The sequence below is a fragment of the Tunturiibacter lichenicola genome (assembly GCF_051013355.1).
GTDB lineage: Bacteria > Acidobacteriota > Terriglobia > Terriglobales > Acidobacteriaceae > Edaphobacter > Edaphobacter lichenicola_F.
Genome location: NZ_CP132944.1, coordinates 2,162,451 through 2,175,628, shown reverse-complemented (window position 1 = coordinate 2,175,628; position 13,178 = coordinate 2,162,451). Strand labels below are relative to the sequence as shown.

The window sequence follows — 13,178 nt, the reverse complement described above, 5'->3', positions numbered from 1 at the left end:
GTTGCGTGGGGTAAAATTGCCGCTTGCGAAGATCGATTAAAAAAGTGTTGATTGCGAACCGCGGCGAGATTGCTCTGCGGGTCATTCGGGCGTGCCGGGAGATGGGGATTGCAACCGTCGCGGTCTACTCCGATGTGGATCGAGGTGCACTGCACGTCTTGCATGCCGACGAGGCGTACCGGCTAGGGCCAGCACCGGCTTCGCAGAGCTATCTGTTGGGCGATCTGATCCTGGATGTGGCCCGGCGAGCTGGGGCGGATGCGGTGCATCCCGGCTACGGGTTTCTCTCGGAGAATGCGGAGTTTGCTGAGGCCTGTGCCGCGGCGGGTGTGACGTTTATCGGGCCGCCGGCAAGTGCGATGCGGGTACTGGGATCAAAGACCAAGGCTCGGCAGGCAGCGGATGCGGCTAGCATGCCGCGGGTTCCGGGAAGTGTGACCGGGTTGGCTGACGTCGCGGAGGCGACCCACGTGGCTGCTGGGATTGGATATCCCGTGATGTTGAAGGCGGCGGCTGGCGGCGGCGGCAAGGGAATGCGGGCGGTCTCGCGCGTCGAGGATCTGGCAGCAGCATTTACCGCGGCAAGCAGCGAGGCGGAGCGAAGCTTCGGGTCGGGTGAGGTCTATCTGGAGAAGCTGATCGAGCGGCCGCGGCACATCGAGATCCAGTTGATCGCGGACGAGCATGGTGGCTGCATCTATCTGGGCGAACGCGAGTGCTCGGTGCAGCGGAGACATCAGAAGGTCATCGAGGAGGCGCCGTCGGCTGTTGTAGGCGCGGAGTTGCGCCGCAGGATGGGCGAGGCAGCGGCGAAGCTGGCGCTCTCTGCCGGTTATGTGAACGCTGGAACCGTGGAGTTTCTGGTCGATGCTGAGGAGAACTTCTACTTCCTGGAGATGAATACGCGGCTGCAGGTGGAACATCCCGTGACCGAGATGGTAACGGGTCTCGACCTTGTGCAGATGCAGCTTCGCGTGGCAATGGGCGAGCCTCTGGCGCTGACGCAGGAGCAGGTGCAGCTGCGTGGTCATGCGATTGAGTGCCGCATCTATGCAGAGGATCCTGAGAACCACTTCTTTCCTTCGCCCGGGCTGATCACGCGGCTTATTCAGCCGAGTGGGCCGGGAATCCGCGAGGACTGCGCGGTCTACGAGGGGTGGAATGTGCCGCTCGACTACGATCCTATGCTGTCGAAGCTGGTGGCGTTCGCTGAGACGCGTGAGATGGCGATCGATCGGATGTTGCGGGCGCTTGATGAGTATGTGATCGGCGGGATCAAGACGAACATTGGACTGTTCCGGCGGATTTTGATGGATGAAGACTTTCGCGCGGCGCGGATCGATACGGGGTATCTGGAGCGGCTGCTTGCGGGTGAGCCTGTCGGCATCACGGAGCAGGTGCCGAAGGATGTTGCGGCCGTGGCGGCGGCGTTGTTTGCGGCATCGTCGAAGCGTGAGGTTGTGGCTGTGGCTGACGGAGTAGAGGAGAGCCGATGGGCCGTGACGGGTCGGCGGGAGGGCTTGCGGCTTTGACAGTCTGGCTTGAGGTTGAGGGAGAGAAACGGCGCGTGGAACTGCCGCCTGAGGTAGGCAGGGGCGGCGTGATCGAATGCGTGGTCGATGGCCAATTTGTGACTGTGGATGGTCGGTTCTTGCAGACTGGGGTTTTGTCACTACTGGTGGGAGGGCGTCAATACCGCTGCGTGCTCGATGGCGACGGCGTGGTGATTGATGGCCGGCGGTTTGGCTTTGAGGTGGAAGATCCTCGGTCGCTGCAGGGCAGGCGCGGTGCGGGAGCCGGTACGGATGGGCCGCGGCCAGTGAAGTCGCCAATGCCGGGTCGCGTGGTGCTGGTGCTGATCGAGGTGGGGCAGGAGGTGGAGGCAGGAGAGGCAGTGGTGGTGATTGAGGCGATGAAGATGCAGAATGAGCTGAAATCGCCCAAGGCCGGACGGGTGGGAAAGGTTGCGGTGGACGTTGGGGACACGGTCGGAGCGGGTGATGTGCTGGTGGTCGTCGAGTAACCAGGCATAGTGGCCAAACCGAGTAGGAGGGAAGAGACTCTTTTACCGGACCACACCTTTGATTTCAGCCGAAAAACACATTGTCAAGGCTAAAACCGCCTAAACTATTGCCTTGCAACAATATCCGCGTGGCGTATGAGTTTGGTCCACCAGATTATACTTAAGACAGAGATTGAAAAAGACCTCGCCTTTTCCTGGCGAGGTTTTTCGTCTTAGCGTGTGGGAATGCCGCTAAATCCTTACGCTGCACATATTTGAGCGCAACCCCTTTAGAATGATATTTTTACGAAAAAGCGCTCACTGTAAGTTGAATCAAATCACATATTTACAGGAAAGTATGGGGGGGAGGGGGTTACTGTAAACGCCACCCCGTGCAGGATATGGAATCTTTGCTGCTGAGTGACAGTGCTGGAGCTGCCGTCACTCAGCAGCGGTAACCGTTGAAAACATTGCTCGTGATGTGCTGCCAAGGTTCGTCGACGATTCGAATTACTGTTTCTAGTCAGAGAAGTATGAACAGCACCAAACCTGCTTTCACGAGCAGTATGGTCCAGAGCTTGTCGGTGCTAAAGGCAGGATGACGGAGAGCAGGCATGTCTCGTACTCACTTGGGTTTGGGATATCAATGCTAGAAAGAACAGTTTTCTGGCGTCTTTATTCCCTCTTTCAGCACATTTTTTTTCGGCGTCATTTTTGTCTGATCCTGTCAGAAGGCGTCGACATCGATGACAGCTTGCGCGAAAGCTTGCGGAGCCTCCTGCGGCAGGTTGTGCCCGACACCGCCGCTGATGAGACGGTATTCATACTTGCCCGAGAACTTATTGCGATAGGCTGCGCTGTCCGCGTGGATCGCACCGTTGGAGTCGCCTTCCATGGTGATGGTGGGTATGGTGATGACTGGCCCCGCGGCCAACCGCTTCTCCAGATCGTCGTACTTTCGCTCGCCGTCGGTCAGACCAAGCCCCCAGCGATAGTTGTGGATCACAATGTCAACATGATCCGGGTTGTTGAACGACGCTGCACTGCGGTCGTACGTGGCATCGTCGAAGTTCCACTTCGGCGATGCGGTCTGCCAGATGAGCTTATTGAAGTCATGCAGGTATTTCTCATAGCCGGCCCGGCCAACATCGGTAGCGAAATAGTACCGGTACCAAAACGCGAACGCAGGCTTTGGTGGAAGCGGCGTCACCTTGGCTGCGGCGGGGTTGCCGATGAGATAGCCGCTGACGGAGACAAGCGCTTTACAGCGCTCCGGCCACAGAGCGGCCATGATGGCTGCCGTGCGCGCGCCCCAGTCAAAGCCGGCGACGGTGGCTTTCTGGATCTTGAGTGCATCCATCAGAGCGATGATGTCGAAGGCGACAGCGGACTGCTGGCCGTTTCGCACGGTTGTGCTGGAGAGGAAGGTCGTTGTGCCATAGCCGCGAAGGTAGGGGACGATCACGTGGTATCCCTTCGCTGCCAACAGAAGAGCGACATCGACATAGCTGTAAATGTCGTAGGGCCAGCCATGCAGCAGAATCACCGCTGGACCATCGGCGGGGCCAGCTTCGGCGTAGCCGATGTTGAGGACGCCGGCATCGATCTGCTTTAGAGGTGCGAACGACGTGTGCGTACCGCGTCCAGCTGCCGGGTTTGTTGTGCCTGATTGCGCTTCTGCGGAGGCGAACATGCCGAGATGCGTTGCGGCAACTGTCATTGCAGCGGTGCCGAAAAAGCGGCGACGTTGAAGGTTTATTTCTTCGCTGGTCTTGATCGTACTCATTAGTGAATCTCCTTGTTCCGACGAGGAGTAGGCTCTGCTGTCCATGTCGAGACCGCACCTGGTGGTTTTGGCCGAAAAAATTTCGGCGGCCCAGACTTCGCGGTTGGGCTTCAGACATACCGCGTTTATCCGATCCATCTGGATGGCCAGCAGATGCTAAATACGCAATCAAATCGCATGAATAAATCTGGAGTTTGGCCAATCGTCGTAGCGGTTCGAGGTTGTGGAGGATGCTTATGCTGCCCGGCCGATGGCGATGAAGCTAAAAGAACTGTGGGAAGGTCTCAGCGTGTCGTGATGTGTGATTCGTCTCGGGTTTGGGATTTAGCATCGCTCTATGTAATTGCGCGGTGCGGCGGTGTATTGTTTTGGAGGAGATTGCTTTTGGGTGGTTTGGTGGCCGGGCTGCTAGCCGAAAACACCCAGAGCACTGTATGAGTACCTATTGAGTCGAAGAGCTGCGCGGGAGAGTTTATGAACGACGTTGTGGCGGTGGATGGGCAGCATACGGAGCAGGGGTTGAGCCAAGTGGAGCGGGTGGTGGATACGTTCATCGCTCCGACGAAGACATTCACGGATATCCTGCGGAGTACCAGCTGGTGGCTGCCGTTTTTGCTGGCGGTGATGGTGTCGCTCGGCGTGACATATGCGATCGATAAGCAGGTAGGGTTCGATCGCGTGGTGGAGAACGTGCTTCACGACAGCCCGAAGCAGGAGGAGCAAATATCCAGCCTGCCGCCGGATCAGCGGGCGGCCAGGATGAAGGTAATGGAGGCGGGGTATAAGTATGTGTCGTATTCGACGCCGATCATCATCCTGGTCATCTCGGCGATAGGCGCGTTGGTGAACTGGGGGAGTTTCAACTTTGGGCTGGGTGCGCGGACGACGTTTGGGGAGATGTTCTGCGTGTGGATGTATGCGTCGCTGCCGCGGCTTTTGAGCGGGTTGCTGACGTTAGTTACGGTTTGTTTTGGCGGGAACGCGGAGAGCTTTAATCTGAAGAATCCGGTGGGTACGAATATTGCGTACTACCTGCCGGATTCGGCGCCTTGGCTGAAGGCTGCACTTGGCTTCTTCGATGTGATTGGGATCTGGAATTTAATACTGCTGGTGATTGGCACGTCGATCGTCGCGAAGGTGAGTCGGGGAAAGGCTGCGGCTGTTGTGGTTGGGTGGTGGGTGCTGCTTCTGATCCTCAGTGTGGTTACGGCAGCGGCTAGCAGCTAGGGCTGGGTTGGCGGCTCAAGTGTCGTGAAGGTGGAGGCGGGTAGGTTGGCGCGGTTGTAGAGATTCGCCCTGGGGAAGTTGGCCCATGCGTAACGGACGTACTGTGGGTTGGGGATTGAGGGGCTGGAGACGGTGATGGAGTCGGCTCCTGCTGCGTGATCGATGTGGGCGCTGGCGGTGAGGAAGACGTGGTCGGGGCCGGCGACTTCGAAGCCCTCGAGTGATCCTTCTTTGGCGTGGAGGCCGATGGCGTTATCGAACCAGACGTGCATGACCTCGTGGTCGGGGTAGGCGAGGCGGACGAGAGGGCCGGAGGAGACGATGTCTTCGCCGTAGACGAGATGGCGGGCGATGAGTGAGAGGCGCTCGCCTACGGCTTGCTTGTTGGCGGGGTGGACGTTGTGCTCATTGCCGATGTCGACGGTGACAGCCATGCCAGTGTTGATGACGGATAGGGTCTTACGCTGGGCGTCGCGGAGTTCGCCCCAGTTTTCTTTTTGCGTGCTGGCGAAGGCGGAGATCTGGACGTAGAGAAAAGGGAAGTTGCCTTGCGACCAGTGTTGGCGCCAGTCCTGAATGAGTGTGGGGAAGAGTTTGTCGTAGAGACCGACGGTGTTGAGAGCGGAGTTGGTCTCGCCCTGGTACCAGATGACGCCTTTGATGGGTAGCGGGGTGAAGGGAGCGACCATCGCGTTGTAGAGAGCGGCGGGGCGCCAGGAGTCGGGGTTGGGATGCCAGTTGCGGTCGGGCGTGGTAGGCTTGCCTTCGGCGCGGAGCTGCTTGTCGATGGCGTCGAGGCGGATCTCGGTGGATTCCTGATCGGTTTTTTCGGCTTGTGCGGCGAAGACAGGCATGAGGGAGGCGTTGGCTCCGAGGGTGTCCATGCTGGTCCAGGCTTCGGCGGGAGTACCGCCCCAGGTGGAGTCGATGAGGCCGATGGGAACGTGCTGCTTTTTGTCCGCGAGGGCCTTCTGGATGTTGCGAGCGAAGAAGTAGGCTACGGCAGAGAAGTCTTTTGCGGATGCGGGAGTGCAGGTGGCCCAGCCGGTGGTGGCCTTGATGTCTTCTCGAGGATAGCCGGAAGTATCTCTTTCGACGAGTAGGAGACGGATGTCGGGGTAGTTGGCGGAGGCGATCTCTTTGTCGCTGTCTTCGACCAGGGTGTCGGGGCCGAAGCCGGCGAGAGGCATCTCCATATTGGATTGGCCAGAGGCAAACCAGAGGTCACCGAGGAGGACGTCGTCGTATGTGATGGTATTGGTGCCGCGAACGGTGAGGGTGTATGGGCCGCCGGCTGGTTGGGCGGGAAGGAAGATGCTCCAGCGGCCGGTGGCGTCGGTGGTGGCGGTGTTGGTGAGGTCGTGGAAGGTGGCGGTGATGGACTCGCCGGGAGCTGCGCTGCCCCAGACGTGGATGGGCATGTCGCACTGAAGGACCATGTGGCTGGAGAAGAGTTTTGGGAGAGAGACTTCGGCTTGCGAGGTGAGGGTCGCGGCGAGGAGGCAGAGGGTGAGGCGAAGCTTCATGAAGGTCTCCGTCTACTTTTATACCTTGGGGTTGGTTTTGTTGGCGGCGCTGATGGGGATATGCGGTCGGCTGATCTTGTCGGCGGTGGAGCTCAGATAGCGACAAATACAGGGATCATTTGGAGTCGCCGACGAATCCGATTCCGCAAAAATATCTGTCGAAGAGCGGATTTTTCTGGCGCTGGTGAAGTGGCGTCTTTGCAGGGGTATTTGCGAAAAACGGTATCCCAAACGTGGTATTTTGGTGGTGAGTTTGTGGTGATTTGCATGGTAAACGTGGTGGCTTAGCGCCACGTTTCCTAGTGACAAAAAATGTGACAGGTTTTTGAGATTTATTAGCTGAGCTCAGGATGACGATCACTTGGTTTGGTGTCGTAAAAGCAAAAGAGGCCCGACTTTCGCCGGGCCTCTTTTAGTTCGGTTGATGGGGACTATTCTGTCCAGCGTTTGAAGACCAGCGAGCCGTTGGTTCCGCCGAAGCCGAAGGAGTTCGACAGGGCGTAGTCGATCTTGGCTGGTAGCGGCTTGTTGGGCACGTAGTTCAAGCGGCACTGAGGATCGAGCTCGACGATGTTCATCGTTGGGGGCGCGATCTGGTGCTGCATGGCCAGGATGGTGATGCCTGCCTCAAGGCCGCCGGCGCCGCCGAGAAGGTGGCCGGTCATGGATTTTGTGGAGCTGACCAGAAGCTTGTGATTGGTGGCGCGCTCGCCGAATACGTTCTCGATGGCCTTGGACTCAAGGGCGTCGCCGAGGGGCGTCGAGGTGGCGTGGGCGTTGACGTAGTCGATCTGGTCGGGTGAGATGCCGGCGACCTTGAGGGCATGCTTCATGGAGCGGTAGCAGCCTTCGCCTTCGGGAGCCATGCCGGTCATGTGAAACGCATCGGCAGAGAGTCCGTAGCCGATGACTTCAGCGAGGATCTTTGCACCTCGGGCCTTGGCGAACTCAAGCTCTTCGAGGATGAGGATGCCGGCGCCTTCGCCGACCACAAAGCCGTCGCGATCCTTGTCGAAGGGGCGGCTGGCGTGTTGGGGATCTTCGTTGCGGGTAGAGAGGGCGCGCATGGCGGCGAAGCCAGCAACTCCCAGAGGTGTGATGGAGGCTTCTGTACCACCGGCGATCATGACGTCGGCATCGCCGCGCTGAATGAGGCGGAAGGCGTCGCCGATGGCGTGTGCCGAGGTGGTGCAGGCAGTGGCGGTGGCTTCGTTGGGTCCGCGTGCGCCGTACTTGATGGAGACGTGGCCAGCGGCGAGGTTGATGATCGAACCAGGGATGAAGAAGGGCGAGACCTTGCGGGGACCGCCGGAGAGCAGATTGGCGTGCTCGCGCTCGATGACATCGAATCCGCCGATGCCGGAGCCGATGTGGACGCCGACGCGGTCCTGGTTTTCTTCGGTGACCTGGAGGCCAGAGTGGGCCATCGCCTCGGCCGATGCGGCCAGGGCGAAGTGGATGAAGCGGCCCATCTTGCGGGCCTCTTTCTTTTCTACGAAGAGCAGAGGGTCAAATTCCTTGACCTCTGCAGCGAAGCGGACTGGATGGCCGGTGAGATCGAATGCTTTGATCTCGGCCATACCGCTACGACCGGCAAGGAGACCTTCCCAAAGCTCAGGGGCGGTTTTGCCGACCCCGCAGATCAGGCCAAGGCCGGTGACAACTACGCGACGTTGCTCCATTGTTTACTTGGCCTTCTGGTTCTTTTCGATATAGTCGACGGCATCTTTGACGGTCTTGATCTTCTCGGCATCCTCGTCGGGGATCTGGATGTCGAATGCCTCTTCGAACTGCATGACGAGCTCAACGACGTCGAGGGAGTCGGCGCCGAGATCTTCCTGGAAGCTTGCGCCGGGGGTGACTTCCGCTTCATCCACCTGAAGCTGCTCGACAATAATCTGCTTTACCTTCTCGTCTACTGCTGCCATTTCGTTCTCCTGTTTTACTTCTGGAATCAAATCTGATGTCGTTTGTCGTCAAATGTCGACAGGGCCAATATCAAGCATACTGAGCGCCTCAGTGAGTGTAAAGCAAAGGGGCGGGTCGATGTTGAACGCTCTAAGAAGAGATTTTTAGTCTTCGTCACTTGAGGCGGCCAGAAGGGGCGCAACGCTTGCGAGGTCTTCAAAGCCAATGAGGTTGGAGACGGGGGAGCCAGCGTCGATGCTGGAGACGTTTTTGAGCGCTTTATTGATGGCCCGCGTGCGGACGCCGAGCTTTTGAATTGTGTTTTGAACGGTGCCGACCTGATCTTCGACTTTTTGCATCAGGCCGCCGTAGTTCTCGAACTCTTTTTTGGCGCTGGAGAGAACACGCCAGACCTCGTCGCCCTTTTTCTGGATGGCGAGGGTGTGGAAGCCCATTTGGAAGCTGGTGAGGATGGCCATAAAGGTGGATGGTCCGGCAATCGTGACGCGGCAACTGGATTGGATTTCGGATTGTAGGCCGGGGCGACGGACGACTTCGGCGTAGAGGCTCTCCGTCGGGAGGAACATAATGGCGTGGGGCATTGTGGTGGGAGGGTCAATATATTTGTCGCAAATGCGTTTGCCTTCGGCTCGGATGGAGCGCTCGAAGGCTTTTCCGGCTACCTCGATGCCTTCACCGGTTTCGTAGGCGTGTTCGAGGCGCTCCCAGTCTTCTTTGGGGAATTTGGCGTCGATGGCGAGGAGGGTGTAGCTCTCAGGACCGCTCTGGCCCTCGCCGGAGGGGAATTTTAACGCGTATTCCACGGACTCCAGAGTGTTGGGTTTGATGCGAGCGTTCTTGATGTACTGCTCGGGAGAGAACATCTGCTCAAGCTGCTGGCCGAGCTGGAACTCGCCGACGACGCCGCGGGATTTTACGTTGGAGAGAACTTTTTTTAGATCGCCTACGCCGGTCGCCAGCTCCTTCATCTCGCCGAGGCCCTTTTGCACTTCGCCGAGATGGGTTGTGACCTGACCGAAGGATTCGGTGAGGCGGGTTTGGAGGGTGGCGTGGAGTTTTTCGTCGACGGTGACGCGCATCTCTTCGAGCTTAGCGGCGTTGGTGGTATTCAGCTTTTCCAGTCGCTCTTCGACGGTGAAACGGAGCTTTTCCTGCTGGTCGTTGGCTTCGCCGGAGAGTTCGTTGAGACGACTGTGAAGAGCTTCGCGCGCCTCGATTTGGTTGCGGTTGACCTCGGCGATGAAGTAGGAGAGGCGCTGCGCGATGGAGTCGAGGTTTTGCTGGACGGCGGTGCGGAGGGTCTCGTCGGAGGTCTTGTTGTCGCTGCGGAAGGCGTTGAGGCCGTTCTGCAGGAGGCCGCTGAGTTCGGCGATGGTGGCGGTGATCTCTTTGCGGAGAGCGGCGAAGTCGGTGGCCCCTGCCTCGCGGGTGCGACGGGCTTCGTCGGCGAGGTCGCGGCGGATGTCGGCCAGGCCGCTGTGCAGATGGGCGTCGAGGGCTTCGTTTCTAGCGTCGAGACGGGTGAGCTGCTCGGGAATTTGGGCGAGGCGAGGGTCTTGCTGCGCCGCCTGACTCTTGCGTAACAGGAGGACGATGACGGCGAGGAGAGCGACGAGATTGAGGACGAGAAGGGCGGTGGACATTCGACTTTCCTTCGCCAAAGGATAGCACCTGGATCGGTGGGGACCTGTGGGTTATTCAGAAGGTAGGCCCCGCGAATTAAAATTTATGAACGTGTTCAAAAAAGTCTTTACATGGCTGCGAGAGGAGCGTACAACTCATAATTGAACGTGTTCAAAATAAATATATGGGAGGGTCGAATCATGATCGTCGCAGCTTGCTACCTCAGCTATCTCGCTATCAGCATTGCGCTTACCATCTGGGTGGCGCGTACACTTCACCAAAATGGCAGGGTTTTTCTTGTGGATGCGTTTCATGGCAATGAAGCGCTTGCAGATTCTGTGAACCAGCTATTGGTCGTGGGGTTCTACCTTATCAATATCGGCTATATCGCACTTGCGTTGAAGACGACCGATCCGCTTTCCAATGTCCGGCAGGTGATCGAACTGGAGAGTGTGAAGATAGGAGTGGTGTTGCTTATCCTTGGAGCGATGCACTTCTTCAATATTCTCGTGTTTGCAAAGATGAGGGGTCGGTCTGCCGGCTTGGGCTCAACGCCCCCGCCGCGGATTGCGTAAGCTCTGATGACGAAGATCAAGAAGTCCGAAGAGACGCGCACCCGCATCCTCGAGGCCGCGCTCGTTGTCTTCCGCGAGCGCGGTTTCGAGCGTGCCACGATGCGCGAGATTGCCATGACGGCAGAGGTCGCAGTAGGCGCGGCCTATTATTACTTCGAGTCGAAGGACGCAATTGTAATGGCGTTCTATGAGCGTTCGCAGAGCGAAATGCAACCTCGGATCGAGGCGTCTCTGACCGAGAGTAAGACTCTGGAGTCGAGGCTGCAGGCGATTATTTCGACCAAGTTTGAGTGTTTCGGGCCGAATCGGAAGCTACTGGGCGCGCTGTCAGCGCATTCGGACCCAGAGCATCCGCTGTCGCCGTTCAGTAGGGAGACCTCGACGATTCGTGAGCAGGACGTTGGTTTCTTCGAGCGTGCGGTCGCAAACTCCGGAGTGAAGTTGCCGGTCGACATCAAACCATATCTGCCGCGGCTGCTTTGGATGTACCAGATGGGCCTCATTCTGTTCTGGGTATATGACAAGAGCGAAGATCAGAGGAGGACGATGCTGCTGTATGAGAAGACACTCAAAATAATTCTGGTCGTGTTGAGGCTCGCTGGAATTCCGTTGCTGCGTCCAATTCATCGGCTGGCTGCGGATCTGCTCGATGTGGTTTATGGGGAAGATTAACGCTAAGTGCGTGTTGTCCACGGCAATTTCGATATGGAGAAGAAGGAGGTTTTATGCCGATTACGAATTACAGTGTGCTGGCAGGAAGGCCGACGGCGGGTAAGGTCGTTACGGGATCGAGTGCGCATTACCAGATCACGATGCAGGCCAATGGTGGTCCGTTTACTGTCGCGGTGAATATTCAGTCGGTGGATGGGTCGGAGGTGTTGTACGCGGTTGTGGAAGGGTTTACGCCGCCGGACCTGGCCGCTCTGACTGCGCTGCCGATGGGGATGACGGCGCTGAAGAGTGCGCCAGGCGGGCTGGCACTGGACTTCGTGAGAGAGCAGATCGGAGGTCAGCCGATGATCACGCGGGAACAAATGACGTTGCTGCCAAAGACACCTGCTAAGGGCTCGAAGGGGATTAGCTCCGAAGAGTCGATGAGGGAGACTGCGGCTGCAGCTGCGCTTCAGAACGCGGTGGTAACGCTGCTGAACATGACGATCGCGGATAAGGGGAGCGTGATCTATGCGTTTGGGAGCTCGTTCGCTGACTCCGGGAAGGTGGATGGGATCCACGATATTCATATGAACCAGGGGAATCCTGTGGGGGGTAAGGGCGGCGGGTTTAGTGGGGATAACGGCGTCTGGCAGGATGGGGCGCTGTTTATCAATCTGCCCTCGAAAGGTGAGTGGATCGCTATTTTCATTGCGTTTCAGACGGAGAGTTGGACTACGGATTCGTCGGGAAATCCGGTTTAGGACGGTTGTCCTGCCGGACGGGCCCACTTCGCGTGGGGCGGTCACTTCGTGACGGGTATACCTTGTCTTGGGTTTCTTTGTTCCGAATGCTGCTTGGGATGATTTTTTTACAGCGCTCCCAGGATCTGGTCCGCGATGGCGGCTGCTTCGACGGCGGGGCGGACGTCGTGGGTGCGGAGGATGTGGGCTCCGCCGAGGATGGCAGCTACGTTGGCGGCTGTCGTGGCGTGGAGGCGGTCTTCCATGGAGGGGGATGCTCCATCGAGAAGGATCGACAGGCTGGGTGATTGTGCCAGGGTGTAGGCGAGGAAGCCTTTGCGGGAGATACCGACGAGAATTGGAAGGTTGAACTGCTGGAGTTCGGATAGGTGCGCGAGGAGTGGGTAGTTTTCATCGAGGCGCTTGCCGAAGCCGAAGCCTGGATCGATGACGATCTTGTCGCGTGGGATACCGGCGGCGGTGGCGGCTTCGAGGCGCTCGGATAGGTCTGTGACGACGAGGGAGACGACCTTCGCGGGTGCGAGTGGCGGGAGGGTTGGCCAGTCCTGGGGGCGGCCTCGGGTGTGCATGAGGATGGCTCCGCAGTGGAGTTGGGCGCAGGTGGCGGACATGTCTTCGTCCCAGAGGTGGCCGCTGACGTCGTTGACGATCTCGGCTCCGGCTTCGATGGCGCGGCGTGCGGTGGTGGCGTGGAAGGTGTCGACGGAGAGGATGGTTTCGGGCTGTGCTTTGAGGATGGCTTCGATTGCGGGGAGGATGCGGGACTGCTCTTCGTTGGGGGTGAGGGGGTTGGCGTTGGGACGGGTGGATTCGCCGCCGATGTCGAGGATCGTTGCGCCTTCGTCGAGCATTTTGAGTGCCTGCTCGAGGGCTCTTTCGGGTGCGTGGCGGGGAGAGTAGAAGAGACCGCCGTCGGAGAAGGAGTCGGGTGTGACGTTGAGGATGCCTATGACGACGGTTTGCTTGCCCAGGGCGAGGTTGCGAGTGCGGAGGTGCCAGTCGTGATGTGTGCGGGGGACGAAGGGCATGTGGTGATTCTAGCTGTGTCCGGCAGTGGGCCCCGTCGGCAGGACATAGCTTCTGATAGCGAGGGGC

General features: G+C 58.5%; 12 protein-coding genes. 6 read left to right on the top strand and 6 right to left on the bottom strand.

The window, feature by feature from the left end:
* Positions 1-44: 44 nt before the first annotated feature.
* Complete coding sequence (locus tag RBB82_RS09315; RefSeq protein WP_433974849.1) at positions 45-1,532, top strand: acetyl-CoA carboxylase biotin carboxylase subunit; 1,488 nt, start codon at positions 45-47, stop codon at positions 1,530-1,532.
* Positions 1,493-2,023 (top strand): biotin/lipoyl-containing protein, encoded by a 531-nt coding sequence (locus RBB82_RS09310; protein ID WP_433974848.1) that lies wholly within the window; start codon positions 1,493-1,495, stop codon positions 2,021-2,023. Before RBB82_RS09315 ends, RBB82_RS09310 begins: the two co-directional genes overlap by 40 nt.
* A 706-nt stretch (positions 2,024-2,729) precedes the next feature.
* Here RBB82_RS09310 and RBB82_RS09305 read toward each other — a convergent pair.
* On the bottom strand, positions 2,730-3,788 hold the full coding sequence (locus tag RBB82_RS09305; RefSeq protein WP_433974847.1) for an alpha/beta fold hydrolase: 1,059 nt from the start codon (positions 3,786-3,788) through the stop codon (positions 2,730-2,732).
* A 474-nt stretch (positions 3,789-4,262) separates the two neighbouring features.
* Between RBB82_RS09305 and RBB82_RS09300 the strand changes: the two genes are divergently transcribed.
* Positions 4,263-5,015, top strand: coding sequence for a Yip1 family protein (locus RBB82_RS09300; RefSeq protein WP_433974846.1), 753 nt, complete (start codon positions 4,263-4,265; stop codon positions 5,013-5,015).
* Here RBB82_RS09300 and RBB82_RS09295 read toward each other — a convergent pair.
* The 4 genes from RBB82_RS09295 to rmuC form a co-directional block, all read right to left on the bottom strand.
* The gene (locus tag RBB82_RS09295; RefSeq protein WP_433974845.1) at positions 5,012-6,541 is read right to left on the bottom strand and encodes a sialate O-acetylesterase; all 1,530 of its coding nucleotides are present in this window, start codon (positions 6,539-6,541) and stop codon (positions 5,012-5,014) included. The genes RBB82_RS09300 and RBB82_RS09295 overlap by 4 nt on opposite strands.
* A gap of 431 nt (positions 6,542-6,972) precedes the next feature.
* The gene (fabF, locus tag RBB82_RS09290; RefSeq protein WP_433974844.1) at positions 6,973-8,223 is read right to left on the bottom strand and encodes a beta-ketoacyl-ACP synthase II; all 1,251 of its coding nucleotides are present in this window, start codon (positions 8,221-8,223) and stop codon (positions 6,973-6,975) included.
* 3 nt (positions 8,224-8,226) lie between these two features.
* Positions 8,227-8,469, bottom strand: a complete 243-nt coding sequence (locus RBB82_RS09285; protein WP_179580522.1) for an acyl carrier protein — start codon at positions 8,467-8,469, stop codon at positions 8,227-8,229.
* A 144-nt stretch (positions 8,470-8,613) separates the two neighbouring features.
* Positions 8,614-10,113, bottom strand: a complete 1,500-nt coding sequence (gene rmuC, locus RBB82_RS09280; protein ID WP_433974843.1) for a DNA recombination protein RmuC — start codon at positions 10,111-10,113, stop codon at positions 8,614-8,616.
* Positions 10,114-10,293: 180 nt separating this feature from the next.
* On the opposite strand from rmuC, the gene RBB82_RS09275 reads away from it, so the two are divergent.
* From RBB82_RS09275 to RBB82_RS09265, 3 genes are read left to right on the top strand one after another with little or no spacing between them, the layout of a single operon-like run.
* The gene (locus RBB82_RS09275; RefSeq protein ID WP_433974842.1) at positions 10,294-10,668 is read left to right on the top strand and encodes a hypothetical protein; all 375 of its coding nucleotides are present in this window, start codon (positions 10,294-10,296) and stop codon (positions 10,666-10,668) included.
* Positions 10,669-10,674: 6 nt separating this feature from the next.
* Positions 10,675-11,340, top strand: a complete 666-nt coding sequence (locus RBB82_RS09270) for a TetR/AcrR family transcriptional regulator (protein ID WP_433974841.1) — start codon at positions 10,675-10,677, stop codon at positions 11,338-11,340.
* A gap of 53 nt (positions 11,341-11,393) precedes the next feature.
* Entirely contained in the window at positions 11,394-12,083 is a 690-nt protein-coding gene (locus RBB82_RS09265) for a YukJ family protein (RefSeq protein WP_433974840.1), read from the top strand.
* A 107-nt stretch (positions 12,084-12,190) separates the two neighbouring features.
* Here RBB82_RS09265 and folP read toward each other — a convergent pair whose 3' ends face one another.
* Positions 12,191-13,111, bottom strand: coding sequence for a dihydropteroate synthase (gene folP, locus RBB82_RS09260; protein WP_433974839.1), 921 nt, complete (start codon positions 13,109-13,111; stop codon positions 12,191-12,193).
* Positions 13,112-13,178 lie beyond the last annotated feature (67 nt).

What these genes read in the sequence shown, in the direction of transcription:
- RBB82_RS09310 (WP_433974848.1), top strand. Translation starts at nt 1,493, where the DNA reads ATGGGCCGTGACGGGTCGGCGGGAGGGCTTGCGGCTTTGACAGTCTGG.
- RBB82_RS09305 (WP_433974847.1), bottom strand. Translation starts at nt 3,788, where the DNA reads ATGAGTACGATCAAGACCAGCGAAGAAATAAACCTTCAACGTCGCCGC.
- RBB82_RS09300 (WP_433974846.1), top strand. Translation starts at nt 4,263, where the DNA reads ATGAACGACGTTGTGGCGGTGGATGGGCAGCATACGGAGCAGGGGTTG.
- RBB82_RS09295 (WP_433974845.1), bottom strand. Translation starts at nt 6,541, where the DNA reads ATGAAGCTTCGCCTCACCCTCTGCCTCCTCGCCGCGACCCTCACCTCG.
- fabF (WP_433974844.1), bottom strand. Translation starts at nt 8,223, where the DNA reads ATGGAGCAACGTCGCGTAGTTGTCACCGGCCTTGGCCTGATCTGCGGG.
- RBB82_RS09285 (WP_179580522.1), bottom strand. Translation starts at nt 8,469, where the DNA reads ATGGCAGCAGTAGACGAGAAGGTAAAGCAGATTATTGTCGAGCAGCTT.
- rmuC (WP_433974843.1), bottom strand. Translation starts at nt 10,113, where the DNA reads ATGTCCACCGCCCTTCTCGTCCTCAATCTCGTCGCTCTCCTCGCCGTC.
- RBB82_RS09275 (WP_433974842.1), top strand. Translation starts at nt 10,294, where the DNA reads ATGATCGTCGCAGCTTGCTACCTCAGCTATCTCGCTATCAGCATTGCG.
- RBB82_RS09270 (WP_433974841.1), top strand. Translation starts at nt 10,675, where the DNA reads ATGACGAAGATCAAGAAGTCCGAAGAGACGCGCACCCGCATCCTCGAG.
- RBB82_RS09265 (WP_433974840.1), top strand. Translation starts at nt 11,394, where the DNA reads ATGCCGATTACGAATTACAGTGTGCTGGCAGGAAGGCCGACGGCGGGT.
- folP (WP_433974839.1), bottom strand. Translation starts at nt 13,111, where the DNA reads ATGCCCTTCGTCCCCCGCACACATCACGACTGGCACCTCCGCACTCGC.